Source organism: Variovorax paradoxus (genome assembly GCF_009498455.1).
GTDB classification, from domain to species: Bacteria; Pseudomonadota; Gammaproteobacteria; order Burkholderiales; family Burkholderiaceae_C; genus Variovorax; species Variovorax paradoxus_H.
The window spans coordinates 6,521,795-6,535,443 of record NZ_CP045644.1; the positions used below are offsets into that span (position 1 = coordinate 6,521,795).

Annotated in this window: 17 protein-coding genes; 11 read left to right on the forward strand and 6 right to left on the reverse strand. The window is 67.1% G+C overall.

Features of this window, described 5'->3' with window-relative positions:
• Positions 1-68: 68 nt before the first annotated feature.
• Both GFK26_RS30220 and GFK26_RS30225 read left to right on the forward strand, forming a co-directional pair.
• Positions 69-491 (forward strand): DUF2069 domain-containing protein, encoded by a 423-nt coding sequence (locus tag GFK26_RS30220; protein WP_153285208.1) that lies wholly within the window; start codon positions 69-71, stop codon positions 489-491.
• Positions 488-1,924 carry an FAD-binding oxidoreductase gene (locus tag GFK26_RS30225; RefSeq protein WP_153285209.1) on the forward strand — a complete coding sequence of 479 codons (1,437 nt, stop codon included), beginning with the start codon at positions 488-490 and terminating at the stop codon, positions 1,922-1,924. The genes GFK26_RS30220 and GFK26_RS30225 overlap by 4 nt, the downstream gene beginning before the upstream one ends.
• A 140-nt stretch (positions 1,925-2,064) precedes the next feature.
• Here GFK26_RS30225 and GFK26_RS30230 read toward each other — a convergent pair whose 3' ends face one another.
• Genes GFK26_RS30230 through nthA form a run of 3 tightly spaced genes read right to left on the reverse strand, consistent with a single transcriptional unit; the run spans position 2,065 to position 3,757 of the window.
• Positions 2,065-2,442 (reverse strand): nitrile hydratase accessory protein, encoded by a 378-nt coding sequence (locus tag GFK26_RS30230; RefSeq protein WP_153285210.1) that lies wholly within the window; start codon positions 2,440-2,442, stop codon positions 2,065-2,067.
• Positions 2,439-3,104, reverse strand: coding sequence for a nitrile hydratase subunit beta (gene nthB / locus GFK26_RS30235; protein ID WP_153285211.1), 666 nt, complete (start codon positions 3,102-3,104; stop codon positions 2,439-2,441). Before nthB ends, GFK26_RS30230 begins: the two co-directional genes overlap by 4 nt.
• Complete coding sequence (gene nthA, locus GFK26_RS30240) at positions 3,101-3,757, reverse strand: nitrile hydratase subunit alpha (RefSeq protein WP_153285212.1); 657 nt, start codon at positions 3,755-3,757, stop codon at positions 3,101-3,103. Before nthA ends, nthB begins: the two co-directional genes overlap by 4 nt.
• A gap of 36 nt (positions 3,758-3,793) precedes the next feature.
• Between nthA and GFK26_RS30245 the strand changes: the two genes are divergently transcribed.
• The 4 genes from GFK26_RS30245 (at position 3,794) to GFK26_RS30260 (ending at position 6,685) form a co-directional block, all read left to right on the forward strand.
• The gene (locus tag GFK26_RS30245; RefSeq protein WP_153285213.1) at positions 3,794-4,633 is read left to right on the forward strand and encodes a thymidylate synthase; all 840 of its coding nucleotides are present in this window, start codon (positions 3,794-3,796) and stop codon (positions 4,631-4,633) included.
• Between the two features lie 5 nt (positions 4,634-4,638).
• The gene (locus GFK26_RS30250; RefSeq protein WP_153285214.1) at positions 4,639-5,157 is read left to right on the forward strand and encodes a dihydrofolate reductase; all 519 of its coding nucleotides are present in this window, start codon (positions 4,639-4,641) and stop codon (positions 5,155-5,157) included.
• Complete coding sequence (locus GFK26_RS30255; RefSeq protein WP_153285215.1) at positions 5,154-6,281, forward strand: phosphatidate phosphatase App1 family protein; 1,128 nt, start codon at positions 5,154-5,156, stop codon at positions 6,279-6,281. Before GFK26_RS30250 ends, GFK26_RS30255 begins: the two co-directional genes overlap by 4 nt.
• A gap of 164 nt (positions 6,282-6,445) precedes the next feature.
• Positions 6,446-6,685: a hypothetical protein gene (locus GFK26_RS30260; protein WP_119557875.1), complete on the forward strand. Its 240-nt coding sequence runs from the start codon at positions 6,446-6,448 to the stop codon at positions 6,683-6,685.
• 23 nt (positions 6,686-6,708) lie between these two features.
• Here GFK26_RS30260 and gdhA read toward each other — a convergent pair whose 3' ends face one another.
• From gdhA to GFK26_RS30275, 3 genes are all read right to left on the reverse strand, one after another.
• Positions 6,709-8,052 carry an NADP-specific glutamate dehydrogenase gene (gene gdhA, locus GFK26_RS30265; protein WP_153285216.1) on the reverse strand — a complete coding sequence of 448 codons (1,344 nt, stop codon included), beginning with the start codon at positions 8,050-8,052 and terminating at the stop codon, positions 6,709-6,711.
• 206 nt (positions 8,053-8,258) lie between these two features.
• On the reverse strand, positions 8,259-9,278 hold the full coding sequence (locus GFK26_RS30270; RefSeq protein ID WP_153285217.1) for a TRAP transporter substrate-binding protein: 1,020 nt from the start codon (positions 9,276-9,278) through the stop codon (positions 8,259-8,261).
• A 47-nt stretch (positions 9,279-9,325) separates the two neighbouring features.
• Positions 9,326-10,108: an IclR family transcriptional regulator gene (locus GFK26_RS30275; protein WP_099796050.1), complete on the reverse strand. Its 783-nt coding sequence runs from the start codon at positions 10,106-10,108 to the stop codon at positions 9,326-9,328.
• On the opposite strand from GFK26_RS30275, the gene GFK26_RS30280 reads away from it, so the two are divergent.
• From GFK26_RS30280 to GFK26_RS30300, 5 genes are read left to right on the forward strand one after another with little or no spacing between them, the layout of a single operon-like run.
• A complete protein-coding gene (locus GFK26_RS30280) occupies positions 10,107-10,301 on the forward strand; it encodes a hypothetical protein (protein WP_153285218.1) in 195 nt (64 codons plus the stop codon). The two genes, GFK26_RS30275 and GFK26_RS30280, sit on opposite strands and share 2 nt — an antisense overlap.
• 24 nt (positions 10,302-10,325) lie before the next feature.
• Complete coding sequence (locus GFK26_RS30285) at positions 10,326-11,309, forward strand: TRAP transporter substrate-binding protein (RefSeq protein ID WP_153286153.1); 984 nt, start codon at positions 10,326-10,328, stop codon at positions 11,307-11,309.
• 36 nt (positions 11,310-11,345) lie between these two features.
• Positions 11,346-11,807 carry a type II 3-dehydroquinate dehydratase gene (locus tag GFK26_RS30290; RefSeq protein ID WP_153285219.1) on the forward strand — a complete coding sequence of 154 codons (462 nt, stop codon included), beginning with the start codon at positions 11,346-11,348 and terminating at the stop codon, positions 11,805-11,807.
• Positions 11,804-12,370 (forward strand): TRAP transporter small permease, encoded by a 567-nt coding sequence (locus GFK26_RS30295; protein ID WP_153285220.1) that lies wholly within the window; start codon positions 11,804-11,806, stop codon positions 12,368-12,370. Before GFK26_RS30290 ends, GFK26_RS30295 begins: the two co-directional genes overlap by 4 nt.
• Positions 12,367-13,647 (forward strand): TRAP transporter large permease, encoded by a 1,281-nt coding sequence (locus GFK26_RS30300; protein ID WP_153285221.1) that lies wholly within the window; start codon positions 12,367-12,369, stop codon positions 13,645-13,647. Before GFK26_RS30295 ends, GFK26_RS30300 begins: the two co-directional genes overlap by 4 nt.
• Positions 13,648-13,649 lie beyond the last annotated feature (2 nt).

Below are 13,649 nucleotides of genomic sequence, written 5' to 3' on the forward strand. Positions count from 1 at the left end.
CATGCCATCCGCTCTTCCAGAGGCGCGCTGTACGCGATGCGCCTCCCCTTCTCTCTTTCGCCGCCACCGTGTCCGACACCCCGCTTCCTCCCTCTTCCGTCCGCGCCACCCGTTGGTTTGCCGTGGGCAGCCTCGTCGGCCTGATCGTGCTGGGCCTGGCCTGGGAGCTGTGGCTGGCGCCGCTGCGCCCGGGCGGCTCGCTGCTTGCGCTCAAGGTGCTGCCGCTGGTCATTCCGCTCGCGGGGCTTTACAAGAACCGCATGTACACCTACCGCTGGGTCAGCCTGATGATCTGGCTCTACTTCACCGAGGGCGTGGTGCGCGCCTGGAGCGACACCAACGGCGTGGGGCAAATCCTTGCGCTCATCGAGGTGCTGCTGTGCCTCGTGCTCTTCGCGGCCTGCGCGTGGCATGTGCGCCTTCGCCTGCGTCACGCCAAGGCCGCTGCTGCCGCTGCATCTGCCCGTCAACTGGAAGCTTCCGCCCAATGACTTCTTCTGCCACCCCCACCGCGTTGATCGACCAACTGCGCGCCATCGTCGGCGCCTCGCACGTGCTGAACGAGGGCGACCTCACCGCCTACGAGCAGGACTGGCGCAAGCGCGCGCGCGGCAAGTCGCTGGCCGTGGTGCGCCCGGCCAATGCACAGCAGGTGGCCGACGTGGTCAAGGCCTGCGCCGCAGCCGGCACGGCCGTCATTCCGCAGGGCGGCAACACCGGCCTGGCGGTCGGCTCCATTCCCGACGACAGCGGCACGCAGGTGGTGCTGAGCCTGCAGCGCCTGAACGCGATCCGCAGCATCGACGCCGCCAACCTCACGATGACCGTCGAGGCCGGCTGCATCCTGCAGACGCTGCAAGAGACGGCCGAGAAAGCCGGCTACCTGTTTCCGCTGAGCCTCGCGGCCGAGGGCAGCTGCACCATCGGCGGCAACCTCGCGACCAACGCCGGCGGCACGCAGGTCGTGCGCTACGGCAACACGCGCGACCTGTGCCTGGGCCTGGAAGTGGTCACGCCGCAGGGCGAGATCTGGGAAGGCACGAGCGGCCTGCGCAAGGACAACACCGGCTACGACCTGCGCGACCTGATCGTCGGCAGCGAGGGCACGCTGGGCATCATCACCGCCGCGACCATGAAGCTGTACCCGTTGCCCGCCGCGCAACTCACGGCCTGGGCGGCCGTACCTTCGCTGGACCACGCGGTCACGCTGCTGGGCCTGGCGCATAAGCACCTGGGCTCGGGCCTCACGGGCTTCGAGGTGATGGGCAAGTTTGCGCTGAGCCTGGTCGACAAGCACATGCCGCAACTCCGCGTGCCCTTCATCAAGGACGAGGGCGTGCCTTACTGCGTGCTGCTCGAGAATTCCGACAGCGAGTCCGAAGACCACGCCCGCGCGCGCTTCGAGGCGCTGCTCGAAACCGCGTTCGAAGACGGCTGCGTGAGCGACGCGGTGGTGGCCGAGAACCTCACGCAGGCGCACCAGCTCTGGCACATCCGCGAGAGCATTCCGCTGGCGCAGGCCGAGGAAGGCCTGAACATCAAGCACGACATCTCGATCCCGGTGTCGCGCATTCCGGCCTTCGTGGAAGCGACCGACGCGCTGCTCCAGCGCGAGATCGCCGGCGTGCGGCTGGTCAACTTCGGCCACCTGGGCGACGGCAACCTGCACTACAACGTGCAGGCGCCGGAGAACATCGACACCAAGGCCTTCCTGAAGAACGAGGAAGAGCGCATCAACACGCTGGTCTACGACGCGGTCGAGCAGTTCGGCGGCTCGTTCTCGGCCGAGCATGGCGTGGGCTCGCTCAAGGTCGACAAGCTCGAGAAGCACAAGTCGCCGGTGGCGCTGGAGATGATGCGGGCGATCAAGCGTGGGCTTGATCCGAAGAACATCCTCAACCCCGGGCGCGTCATTCGCGTTTAAGGCTTCCGGGTATTTCTCCCTCCCCTCCCGGGGGAGGGCCGGGGTGGGGGCACGCGGCGCTCGATTTGGCACTGTGCCGAATACGGGGGCAGCCCCCATCCCAACCTTCCCCCAGCGGGGGAAGGAGCAACACCCGACACTCAGCCCGGAAAGTCTTCGCCGCGCAGCTCGATCGGCTGCCCATGCGGCGTGCGCTCCGCCGCGTGATCCCACGCGTGGCGATAGCGGGCCAGCTCGTCGTCGGAACTCGCACCCTTGCGGGCCACAAGCCCTTCAAGCGCGGCGAGCCAGTGGCGGTAGTAGGTGTCGCCCGTGTCCGGGTCGCCCGCGGCTTGCGCGGCAGCAATCTGCGTGGCCAGCGCCTCGGCCCACTCGATCCAGCTGAACAGCCCGCGCTCATGCAACGCCAGCGTCATCGCGAAGGCTTGCGCCTCCCATGGCTCCCTGAACACCGGCCCGTCGGCGTCGCGCGGCATGCCCGGGGCGAGTGCGAGCGGCGGCATGTCGTTCGCCTTCATGCCGCAGGCTCCAGGTAGCTTTCCCACGCATCGACCGACACGGCGAGGTTCTGGCGCGGTGCGTCGGCGCCCCACAGTTCGGCTTCGTCGAAGACCACGGTGTAGAGCCATTGCGGCTGCTCGCCCAGGCCCTGCGCATTCGCATCGGCGAACACGTGTGCGCCGTGGATGTGTTCGATCATGCCGCGCTTGCCCTGCACGTAGCCCGGCAGGCGCGTGTGGTGGTCGATGCGGCCGAGGTGCATGCGCACGGCCTGGCCAACCGCAAAGCGTGCGGGCGCCGGTGCGGGGCGTTCGGTGGCGGAGCCCTTGGCGAGCACGGCGGGCACGTTCGCGGCCTGCAGCACGCGGGCGACCGGTGCGGGCGGATGCCTCATCTCGCCGGACGCGATCTCGTCCGGGAAGACCTGGCCGCGCTGCAGCATCAGCTGCTCCAGCGCGCCGAGCCAGATCTGGTAGTAGCTCAGGTCACGGTAGTTCGGCAGCGTCTCGCGCACGGCACGGCTCGCATCGATGTTCCAGGAGCCGGTCGCGCCCATGGCCAGCGTGAGGGCCAGCGCGCGCGGCTCCCAGGCGCCATGGAACAGCTCGCCCTCGGGTTCGGGCGTGACGGGGCCGAAACCGGGTTGCCCGCCGAGGTCGGCGTGGGTCGTGTAGGTCATGCAGTACTCCTTGCAGACGGCGCCTCGACCACGCGCGTGCCGATCATCGAATCGCGCGAAACCAGCGCGGCCAACTCGTCCTCGCTCCAGCCCTCGGTGCCGGCCGGGCGCTGCGGGATCACGAGGTAGCGCACCTCGGCGGTCGAGTCCCAGACGCGGATGCGGGTGTTCTCGAGCAGCGTGGTGCCGAAGTCGGCCAGCACGCCGCGCGGGTCTTTCACGGCGCGCGAGCGGTACGGCGCGCTCTTGTACCAGGTGGGCGGCAGGCCGAGCACGGGCCAGGGGTAACAGCTGCAGAGGGTGCAAACGACCATGTGGTGCTGGTCGTCGGTGTTCGCCACCGCGACCATGTGCTCGCCCTGGCGGCCCGTGTAGCCGAGCGAGGCGATCGCCGCCGTGGCATCGGCCATCAGCCAGTCGTGAAACTTCTGGTCGACCCACGCCCGCGCCACCACCCGTGCCCCGTTGCGCGGCCCGATGCGGGTCTGGTAGGTGTCGATCAGCGCATCGAGCGCGGCGGGATCGATGTAGCCCTTTTGGGTGAGCACGCTTTCGAGGGCGCGCACACGCAGGTCCATCTCGCCGAGTTCGCTGTGGTCGTGAGAGTGGTCGTGGGAGTCGTGGGAGTCGTGGGAGTGGTCATGGCCGGTCATCGGCCGATGCTAGCGCCGCCCCGTAAAATTCCCAACATGACCTCGTCCACCCGCCCCATCCGCTCCCAGTACGAAGACTTCATGCGCCATGTCGACACCCATGGCGTCTTCAAGAGCGACCGCACGGGCACGGGCACCAAGAGCGTGTTCGGCCACCAGATGCGCTTCGACCTGAACGAGGGCTTTCCGCTGGTGACCACGAAGAAGGTGCACCTCAAATCCATCATCCAGGAACTGCTGTGGTTCCTGACCGGCTCGAGCAACAACAACTGGCTCAAGGAACGCGGCGTCACCATCTGGGACGAATGGGCGCGCGAAGACGGTGACCTGGGCCCGGTGTACGGCGTGCAGTGGCGCAGCTGGCCCACGCCCGACGGCGGCCACATCGACCAGATTTCCGACGTCATCAAGACCCTGAAGACCAACCCCGATTCGCGCCGCATCATCGTGAGCGCCTGGAACGTGGCCGAGCTGTCGAAGATGGCGCTCATGCCCTGCCACGCCTTCTTCCAGTTCTACGTGGCGCCGCCGCAGGCCGAAGGCGAGCGCGGCAAGCTCAGCTGCCAGCTCTACCAGCGCAGCGCCGACATCTTCCTGGGCGTGCCCTTCAACATCGCCAGCTACGCGCTGCTCACGCACATGGTGGCGCAGCAGTGCGACCTCGACGTGGGCGACTTCATCTGGACCGGCGGCGACTGCCACATCTACAGCAACCACGCCGAGCAGGTGAAGCTGCAGCTCAGCCGCGACCCGTACCCCTACCCCACGCTGAACATCAAGCGCAAGCCGGATTCGATCTTCGACTACCAGTACGAAGACTTCGAAGTGCTCGATTACAAGCACGGCGATCCGATCAAGGCGCCGGTGGCGGTGTGAGCGCCATGAGTGCCGCCACACCCCGCATCCACCTGATCTTCGCGCGCGCCGCCAACGGCGTGATCGGCGCGAACAACACCATTCCCTGGCACCTGCCCGAGGACATGGCGCACTTCAAGCAGCAGACGCTGGGTGCGCCGGTGATCATGGGCCGCAAGACCTGGGACTCGCTGCCGCCGCGCTTTCGTCCGTTGCCGGGCCGCCAGAACATCGTGATCACGCGGCAGGCCGACTGGGCCGCCGATGGCGCGCAGCGTGTGGGCAGCGTGCAGGAAGCGATCGCGTTGTGCGAAGCGCTGGAGCTGCCCGATGCCTGGGTGATCGGCGGCGCACAGATCTACGCCGAAGCCGAACCGCTGGCTCAGCGCGCCGTGGTCACCGAGATCGCACGCGACTACGAAGGCGATGCGCACGCCCCCGTGCTCGACGCCGCCGTGTGGCGCGAGACGCAGCGCGAATCGCACGTCTCGGCCAAGGACGGCCTGCCCTTCAGCTTCGTGACCTACGAACGCATCGCGGCATGACGACGCCGCCTCGCAGGTCCGGCAGCTCGCCGCGGCTCTCGCGGCGCACCGTGCTGGCCGGTGCCGCCCTGCTCGCCGGCCTCGCGCCGCTGCAGGCCCTGCATGCCGCCGGACCATTGGAGTCCGACGAAGAGGCGCTCTTCATGCCCGGCACCGCGCGCCCCACCGCCGACGGCCGGATCGAGGTCGATGTGCATGCCTGGGTGTTCGAGCGCGAACAGCGCTGGGGCCTGGACGCCGCGCTCGCGCGCTACCTCGGCATGAACCTGAAGAAGCTCACGCCGGCCGCGCGGCTGCGCTTCAGCCAGCGCACCGCGCTGTTCCATGCCGAGTCGGAAGAAGACAAGGTGATCGACGTCGTCTTCGACGGCTCGGCCACGCGCCTCACGATGCCGCCCACGGGCGCCGACGGCCGCAGCAACCTGCGCGCGGTCCTCGAGGCCTCGCACATCCCGGCGTCGCAGGAGTGGCTGCCTTTCCACGGCGTGACCGGCCCGGGCGAGCTGCTGCCGCGCTTTCGCGGCCGCGCGCAGATCGTGCCGGCGCAAGGCGTGTCGGTCATCTCGGACATCGACGACACCATCAAGCGCACGCAGGTGCGCGACCGGCGCGAGATGCTGCTGAACACCTTCGCGCGCCGCTTCGAGGCCGCGCCGGGCATGGCGGCGTACTACCGCGCGCTGGCGCAGGCGCCCGGCACGCGCTTTCACTACCTCTCGGGCAGCCCGATCCAGCTGTACCCCGCACTCACCGATTTCATTCGCGACGCCGACTTTCCCGCCGGCAGCATGCACCTGCGCGAGAGCACGACCTGGCGCACGCTCATTCCCAGCGGCGAAGAATCGCGCGCGCACAAGCTCGGCGCGATCGAGCGGCTGCTGGCCGAATTTCCGCAGCGCCGCTTCGTGCTCGTGGGCGATTCGGGCGAGGCCGATCCCGAGATCTATGCGCAGGTGTTCCGCGCGCATGCGCAGCGCATCGACGGCATCGTGATCCGCGACGTGACCGACGAGAACCGGCTGTCCGATCGCTACCGCGCGACCTTTGAAGGCATCGATCCGGTGGCCTGGCATCTGCTGCAGGCCGACACCACGGCATGGCCGATGCAGGCGGCCCTGCGGTAGCCGGACACGCCAGAAACAAAGCGGCACACCGCCACCGTTTGCGCTTGCAAAAAGAACACTTCGGTACACGCAAAAAGGCATGCCCGGCGCAGGGTTTACACAGCGCTGATTGTTTGTGCGCACAATGGTCGAACCGCCCTCCCCTCAACCCAAGGAGACGACCCATGTCCATGGAATTTCTTCGGACCATCGCCGAGCAGAAATTGCCATACGTCCTCCACACGCCCGCTGACATCGACAGGCTGCGCGTGCTGCGTGCCGCCGAACTCGTGACTGCCTTCATTCCGCCGTCGGAGCACGCGCCCGACGAGCGCGCGATCCGTCAGCTGGCCCAGGTGGAATCCATCACCGCGAAGGGCCGCCTGGCACTGAACAAGGCGACCTCTTCGTTCATCGAGCTCTGAGCGCCCGGGCCTGAACGCTCAGGTCAGACGACGCCCTGCGCCAGCATCGCATCCGCCACGCGCACGAAGCCGGCGATGTTCGCGCCGTCCACGTAACTCACGCTGCCGTCGGCACGCGAACCGTAGTGCAGGCACGACTCGTGGATGCCCTGCATGATCTGCAGCAGGCGCGCATCGACCTCGTCACGCGTCCACACCAGCCGAGCCGCGTTCTGGCTCATCTCCAGGCCCGACGTGGCCACGCCGCCCGCGTTGCTCGCCTTGCCCGGCGCATACAGCACGCCGTGGCCTTCGAGCACCTTCACAGCCTCGATGGTCGAGGGCATGTTGGCGCCTTCGGCCACGCACACCACGCCGTTCTTCACCAGCGTGCGCGCGTCTTCCTCGTTGAGCTCGTTCTGCGTGGCGCTGGGCAGCGCCACGTCGACCGGCACGTGCCACGGCGTCGCGCCGGCCACGAAGCGGGTGCCGGTGCGCTCGGCATAGTCGCTCACGCGGCCGTAGAGGTGGTTCTTCACGTCCATCAGCACGGCGAGTTTTTCGGGCGTGAAGCCGTCCTCGTCGACCACGGTGCCGCTCGAGTCCGACACGGTGACCACCTTGGCGCCCAGCGCCATGGCCTTCTCGATGGTGTACTGCGCCACGTTGCCCGCGCCCGAGACGCTCACGCGCAGGCCGTCGAAGCTGCGACCCTTGCGCTTGAGCATTTCCTGCGCGAAGTAGACGTTGCCGTAGCCGGTGGCTTCGGGGCGAATGAGCGAGCCGCCGAAGCTCAGGCCCTTGCCGGTGAACACGCAGTCGGCGCGGTTGGTGAGCTTCTTGACCATGCCGGCCATGAAGCCGACCTCGCGCCCGCCCACGCCCACGTCGCCGGCCGGCACGTCGGTGTCGGCGCCCACGTGGCGGAACAGCTCGGTCACCAGCGCCTGGCAGAAGCGCATCACCTCGCCCTGGCTCTTGCCCTTGGGGTCGAAGTCGGCGCCGCCCTTGCCGCCGCCCATGGGCAGCGTGGTCAGCGCGTTCTTGAAGGTCTGCTCGAAGGCGAGGAATTTCAGGATCGACAGGTTCACCGACGGGTGAAAGCGCATGCCGCCCTTGTACGGGCCGATGGCCAGGCTGTGCTGGATGCGGAAACCGCGGTTGACCTGCACTTCGCCGTGGTCGTCCACCCAGGAGATGCGGAACATGATCACGCGCTCGGGTTCGACCAGCCGTTCCAGCAGGCTGTGGCTCGTGTACTTGGGGTGCTTTTCGATGTACGGCCAGAGGCTTTCCATGACTTCGGTCACGGCCTGCAGGTACTCGGGCTGTCCGGGGTTGCGTTGTGCGACGTGTGCGAGGAACCCCCCGGCGGATGCGTGCTTCATTCCAATCCTCTGTTTTCCAAAACGGTGCATAACCTTATGCGAATCCTGCATTTTGCCGGATTGGAGAACCAGATTGAGGCGAAAAGCCCTCAGAAGGTGCGTCGATTGGGCGGCGGGCGCAGCGACGCCCCAATTTGAAACACAGCGGGGCCGGGCGACACACCTGTCACCCGGCCCCCGCATCTGCGCTCGGTGCGTTTTTGCTGCTACTTGCGCGCCTTCTCGATCTCCGCCATCAGCTCCTTGACGGTGGCCTCGCCGACCGACGCGGTGTACTTGTCGATCACCGGCTTCACTTTGGCGCGCAGCTTCGTCATCTCTTCGGGCGGCAGCTCGGAGACGGTCATGCCGGCCTTCTTGAGCGCGTCGAGCGCGCTGTCGGCGGCGCCGCGCGAGGCCTGGCGCTGGAACACGGTCGCTTCGGCGGCGGCCTCGTTGACGATCTTCTTCTCGTCGGCGCTCATGCCGTCCCAGGTCTTGCGGCTGATCAGCAGCGCCTGCGGGTTGTAGATGTGGCGGGTCTGGGTGATGTACTTCTGCACTTCCGCGAACTTGGACGACAGGATGGTCGTGTTCGGGTTCTCCTGGCCGTCGACCGCCTTCTGGTCGAGCGCGGGGTACAGCTCGGGGAACGGCAGCGGCGTGGCGTTGGCGCCCAGCGCGTTGAACATGTCGATGTAGATCGGCGACTGGATCACGCGGATCTTCAGGCCCGCGATGTCGTCGGCCTTGACGATCGGGCGCTTGCTGTTCGTCAGGTTGCGAAAGCCCAGGTCCCAGTAGCCCAGGCCGTGCAGCGCCTTGTCTTCGAGCTTGGCCATCATCTTCTGGCCGAAGGGGCCATCGGTGACCACGTCGGCTTCCTTGCCGCTGTTGAAGAGGAACGGGAAGTCGAAGGCCGCGAACTCCTTCACCTGCGCCGACAGGATGCCGGCGTTGAGCACCGTCATCTCCACCGTGCCGCCCTGCAGCGCCGACACGGTCTGCAGATCGCCGCCGAGCGTGCCGCCGGGGAACAGCTTCACGGTGATCTTGCCGCCCGACTTCGCGGCCACGAGGTCGGCGAACTTCTGTGCGCCCTGCGCCTGCGGATGGCCGGCCTGGTTCTGGAACGCGAACTTGATGGTGCGCTCCTTGAGCTGCGCGAACGCGCCGGGAGCGGCGAACGCGAGGGTCGCCGCCACGGCGGCCAGCAGCAAGGTGCGCTTCGAATGCTTCGTCTTCATGGTGATGTCTCCTTCTCTTTTCTGGGGGGTGGTGAAACCGGCAGGGCCTACGCCCTCTTCTTGAACAACGCCGAGGCCCCGCTGGCGCGCGCCACCTCTTCGGCGGCCTGGCACAGCGCCGGCCCGAGCGCTTCCATGCGTTGCGGCGTGAGCCGCACCGACGGGCCCGCGATGGTGACGACCCCGATCGCCGTGCCGTCGGCGCCGAACACGGGCGCGGCCATGGCGGTCATCGCGGGGGCGAACACCTCGTTGATCATGCTGAAGCCGCGCTGGCGCGCCGCCTTCACGAAAGCCATCACGGCCTTGAGCGACGTGGGCGCCTTGGGGCCGAAGTCTTCGGGCTTGCCCAGCCCCTTCTTGGCAACCAGCGCCATGGCGTCGTCCTCGCCCATGGTCGACAGCCACGCGTGCCCGGCCGCGCTGCACGAAAGCGCGACCGACAGGCCCATGTCGGGGTCGTAGCGCAGGCCGTGCGTGGCGCCCTGCGCCTTGGCGACGAAGGTCAGGTCTTCGCCGTCGACCACCGCCAGGCGCACGAGCTCGCCCGAGGTCGAGGCCAACTGGTCGAGCAGCGGCTGCGCGATGTCGACGATGCCCGATCGGCTGAGGAACGACAGGCTGATCGACACCAGCTTGATCGTCAGCACGTAGTGGCCGTCGCGCGCCTCCTGCCGCACGTAGCCGCAGCGGATGAGCTCCGCGAGTAATCGGTGCGATGCACTCAAGGGAATCTGCAATTCGCTGGCCAACGCCGACAGCGCGCACCCCTCGGGATGCTCCGCCAGATGTTCCAGCACCTTGAAGCTGCGTTCCAGTATTCCGCTCATGTCGTCCTCCGGGTGTCGTCTCGTCAACGCGGGCGATGAGGCCCGCCGCTCGTGGGTCGCCAGCGTAGCAGAACTCGGGGAAGGGATTTCCATTATGGAAATTCTTTCCAACAAAAATACGATCGCCTCCATCCTGCGTTTTTTCTTCACCTCTGTTCCCTCTTTCTTCCCCTTTTTCTTCCTTCCCGCCTGAGGACCCTTCGTGAAACTTCTTCGTATGCTTGCCGTGGCCGGCCTGTGCGCCGGCCTCACCGCCCCGTCGTGGGCGCAGCAGGAGCGCGTGATCCGCTTCGGCCACCTCAACAACGCCGACCATCCCGTGAGCTTCGGCGTCAAGCGCTTCGCCGAGCTGCTCTCGGCCAAGAGCGGCGGCAAGATGAAGGTGCAGGAGTTCCCCGCCTCGCAGCTGGGCAACGAGATGCAGCAGCAGTCGGCGCTGCAAGGCGGCGTGCAGCAGATGTCGGCACCGGCCACCACCTCGCTGGCCGGCATCGTCAAGGAGTTCGGCCTCGTCGACTTCCCCTTCTCGGTGAACAACTTCGCGCAGGCCGATGCACTGCTCGACGGGCCGCTGGGCCAGGCATTGATCGCCAAGCTCCCCGAGAAGGGCCTCGTTGCTCTGGGCTACTGGGACTTGGGCTTTCGCAACGTGACGAACAGCAAGCGCCCGATCGCCAAGCCTGAAGACCTCGAGGGTTTGAAGATCCGCGTGATCCCCAACCCCGTGTTCCTCGAGACCTTCAAGGCCTTCAAGGCCAACCCGGTGCCGATGCCTTTCGCCGAGCTGTACGGTGCGCTGGAAGCCAAGGCGGTCGATGGGCAAGAGAACCCGTATGCGGTGATCCTGTCGAACAAGTTCTACGAAGTGCAGAAGTTCGTGAGCGCCACGAACCACGTCTACGCCGCCAACATCGTGCTGGTGAGCAAGAAGTTCTGGGACTCGCTCACGCCGGCCGAGCAGAAGATGATGAACGACGCGGCCAACGAGGCACGCGGTTATCAGCGGCAAGTCAGCCGTGCGGCTGCACAGAAGTCCGTCGGCGAACTGCAGGCCAAGGGCGCGCAGTTCAACGAACTCAGCACGCCCGAGCAGAAGCGCATGCGCGAGATCGCCAAGCCCGTCGTCGACAAGTTCGCCGCCCAGTACGACCCCGCCATCGTCAAGCTCTACAACGACGAGCTCGTACGCATCCGCAAGTAAACAAGCAAGCCAGTCAGTCCCTCACCGAAGCTCCCCATGAAGATCCTCGTTCTCCACGGCCCCAACCTCAACCTGTTCGGTCGCCGCGAACCCCACATCTACGGCAAGACCACGCTCGCCGAAATCAACGCGCAGCTGCAGGCGCTCGCCGTCGAACTCGGCGTGACGCTCGAAACCATCCAGTCGAACCACGAAGGCGACCTGATCGACTTCCTGCACGCCCACATCGACGATGCGCAAGGTGCGCTGGTGAACCCCGCCGGCCTCACGCAGCACGGCGTGCCGCTGCATGACGCGATCAAGGCGATGCCGTTCCCGACCATCGAGGTCCACATGTCCAACATCGCCGCGCGCGAGGCATGGCGTGCGCATTCGATCATCTCGCCGGCGGTGAAGGGCACGGTCCAGGGCCTGGGTCCGCTGTCGTACCTGGCCGCGCTGCGCGCGCTGGTCGACATGCAGCGCCAGGCGCAAGCGCAAGCACAGGCCTCCGCATGACCCGCTGGCTCGACCGGTGCTGCACCGGCATCGAGGCGCTGATCGCGGCCGCGCTCGCGGTCATGGTCGTGCTCGTGTTCGGCAACGTGGTGCTGCGCTACGGCTTCAACTCGGGCATCACGGTGTCCGAGGAAATCTCGCGCTGGCTCTTCATCTGGATGACCTTCCTGGGCGCCGTGGTGGCGCTGAAGGAGCACGGCCACCTGGGTGTCGACATGGTGGTGCAGAAGCTGCCGCCCATCGGCAAGAAGATCTGCCTGGCCGTCGGCCATGCGGTGATGCTCTACATCGTCTGGCTGCTGCTGCAGGGCAGCATCGCGCAGGCGCGCATCAACTGGGACGTGACGGCGCCCGTCACCGGTGCGTCGATGGCCATCGTCTACGCCGCGGGCATCGTGTTCTCGGTGCTCGCCGGGCTCATCCTGGCGCTCGACCTGCTGCGCCTGCTCACGGGCCGCATCGCCGACCATGAGCTGGTGATGGTGCAGGAGTCGGAAGAAGCGGTGCAACTGCAGCAGATCCTGGGGTCGCAGGGCGCCAAGGAACCGGGGGCACGGCCATGACCATCCTCGTCTTCGTCGGCTCGCTGCTGCTCGCCATGGCGATGGGCATTCCCATTGCCTTCTCGCTGCTGGCCAGCGGTGTCGCGCTGATGTGGCACCTCGACCTGTTCGACGCGCAGATCCTCACGCAGAACGTGATCGGCGGCGCCGACAGCTTTCCGCTGCTGGCCGTGCCCTTCTTCATGCTCGCGGGCGAGATCATGAACGTGGGCGGGCTGTCCAAGCGCATCGTCGACTTCGCGCTCGCGCTCGTCGGCCACGTGAAGGGCGGCCTGGGCTACGTGACCATCATGGCCGGCTGCCTGCTGTCGGCGCTCTCGGGATCGGCCGTGGCCGACGCCGCCGCGCTCACCGCGCTGCTGCTGCCGATGATGGTGCGCGCGGGCCACGACAAGCCGCGCGCGGCCGGCCTCATTGCGGCCACCGGCGTGATCGGCCCCGTGATCCCGCCGAGCATCGGCCTCGTGATCTTCGGCGTGGCGGCCAACGTGTCGATCTCCAAGCTGTTTCTCGCGGCCATCGTGCCCGGGCTGCTGATCGGCGGCGCGCTGTGGATCACCTGGGCCTGGCTGGTGCGGCGCGAAAAGATCGTGCCGCCGCCGCGCAAGTCGTCGGCCGAGATTGCCGCCGCCTTCCGCAACGCGCTGTGGGCGCTGATGCTGCCGGTGATCATCCTCGTGGGCCTGCGCATGGGCGTGTTCACGCCCACCGAGGCCGCGGTGGTGGCCGCCGTGTATGCGCTCTTCGTGTCGACGGTGGTGTACCGCGAGATCACCTGGAAAGACCTGTACGCCATCTTCGTGAACGCGGCCAAGACCAGCGCCATCGTGATGTTCCTGATCGCCGCGGCCATGGTGAGCGCCTGGCTCATCACGGTGGCCGACCTGCCCTCGAAGATCGTGGGCATGCTGCAGCCGTTCATGGACAACCGGATGCTGCTCATGATCGCGATCATGGTGCTCGTGATGGTGGTGGGCACGGCCATGGACATGACGCCGACCATCCTCATCCTCACGCCCGTGCTCATGCCCGTGGTGAAGGCGGCCGGCATCGACCCCGTGTACTTCGGCGTGCTGTTCATCATCAACAACTCGATCGGCCTGGTCACGCCGCCGGTGGGCACGGTGCTCAACGTGGTGGCGGGCGTGGGCAAGATCTCGATGGACGACGTCACGCGCGGCGTGGTGCCGTTCATGCTGGCCGAGTTCGCGATCCTGTTCCTGATGGTGGCGTTTCCGCAGCTGGTGATCGTGCCGGCGCGGTGGTTCGGGGGCTGAGC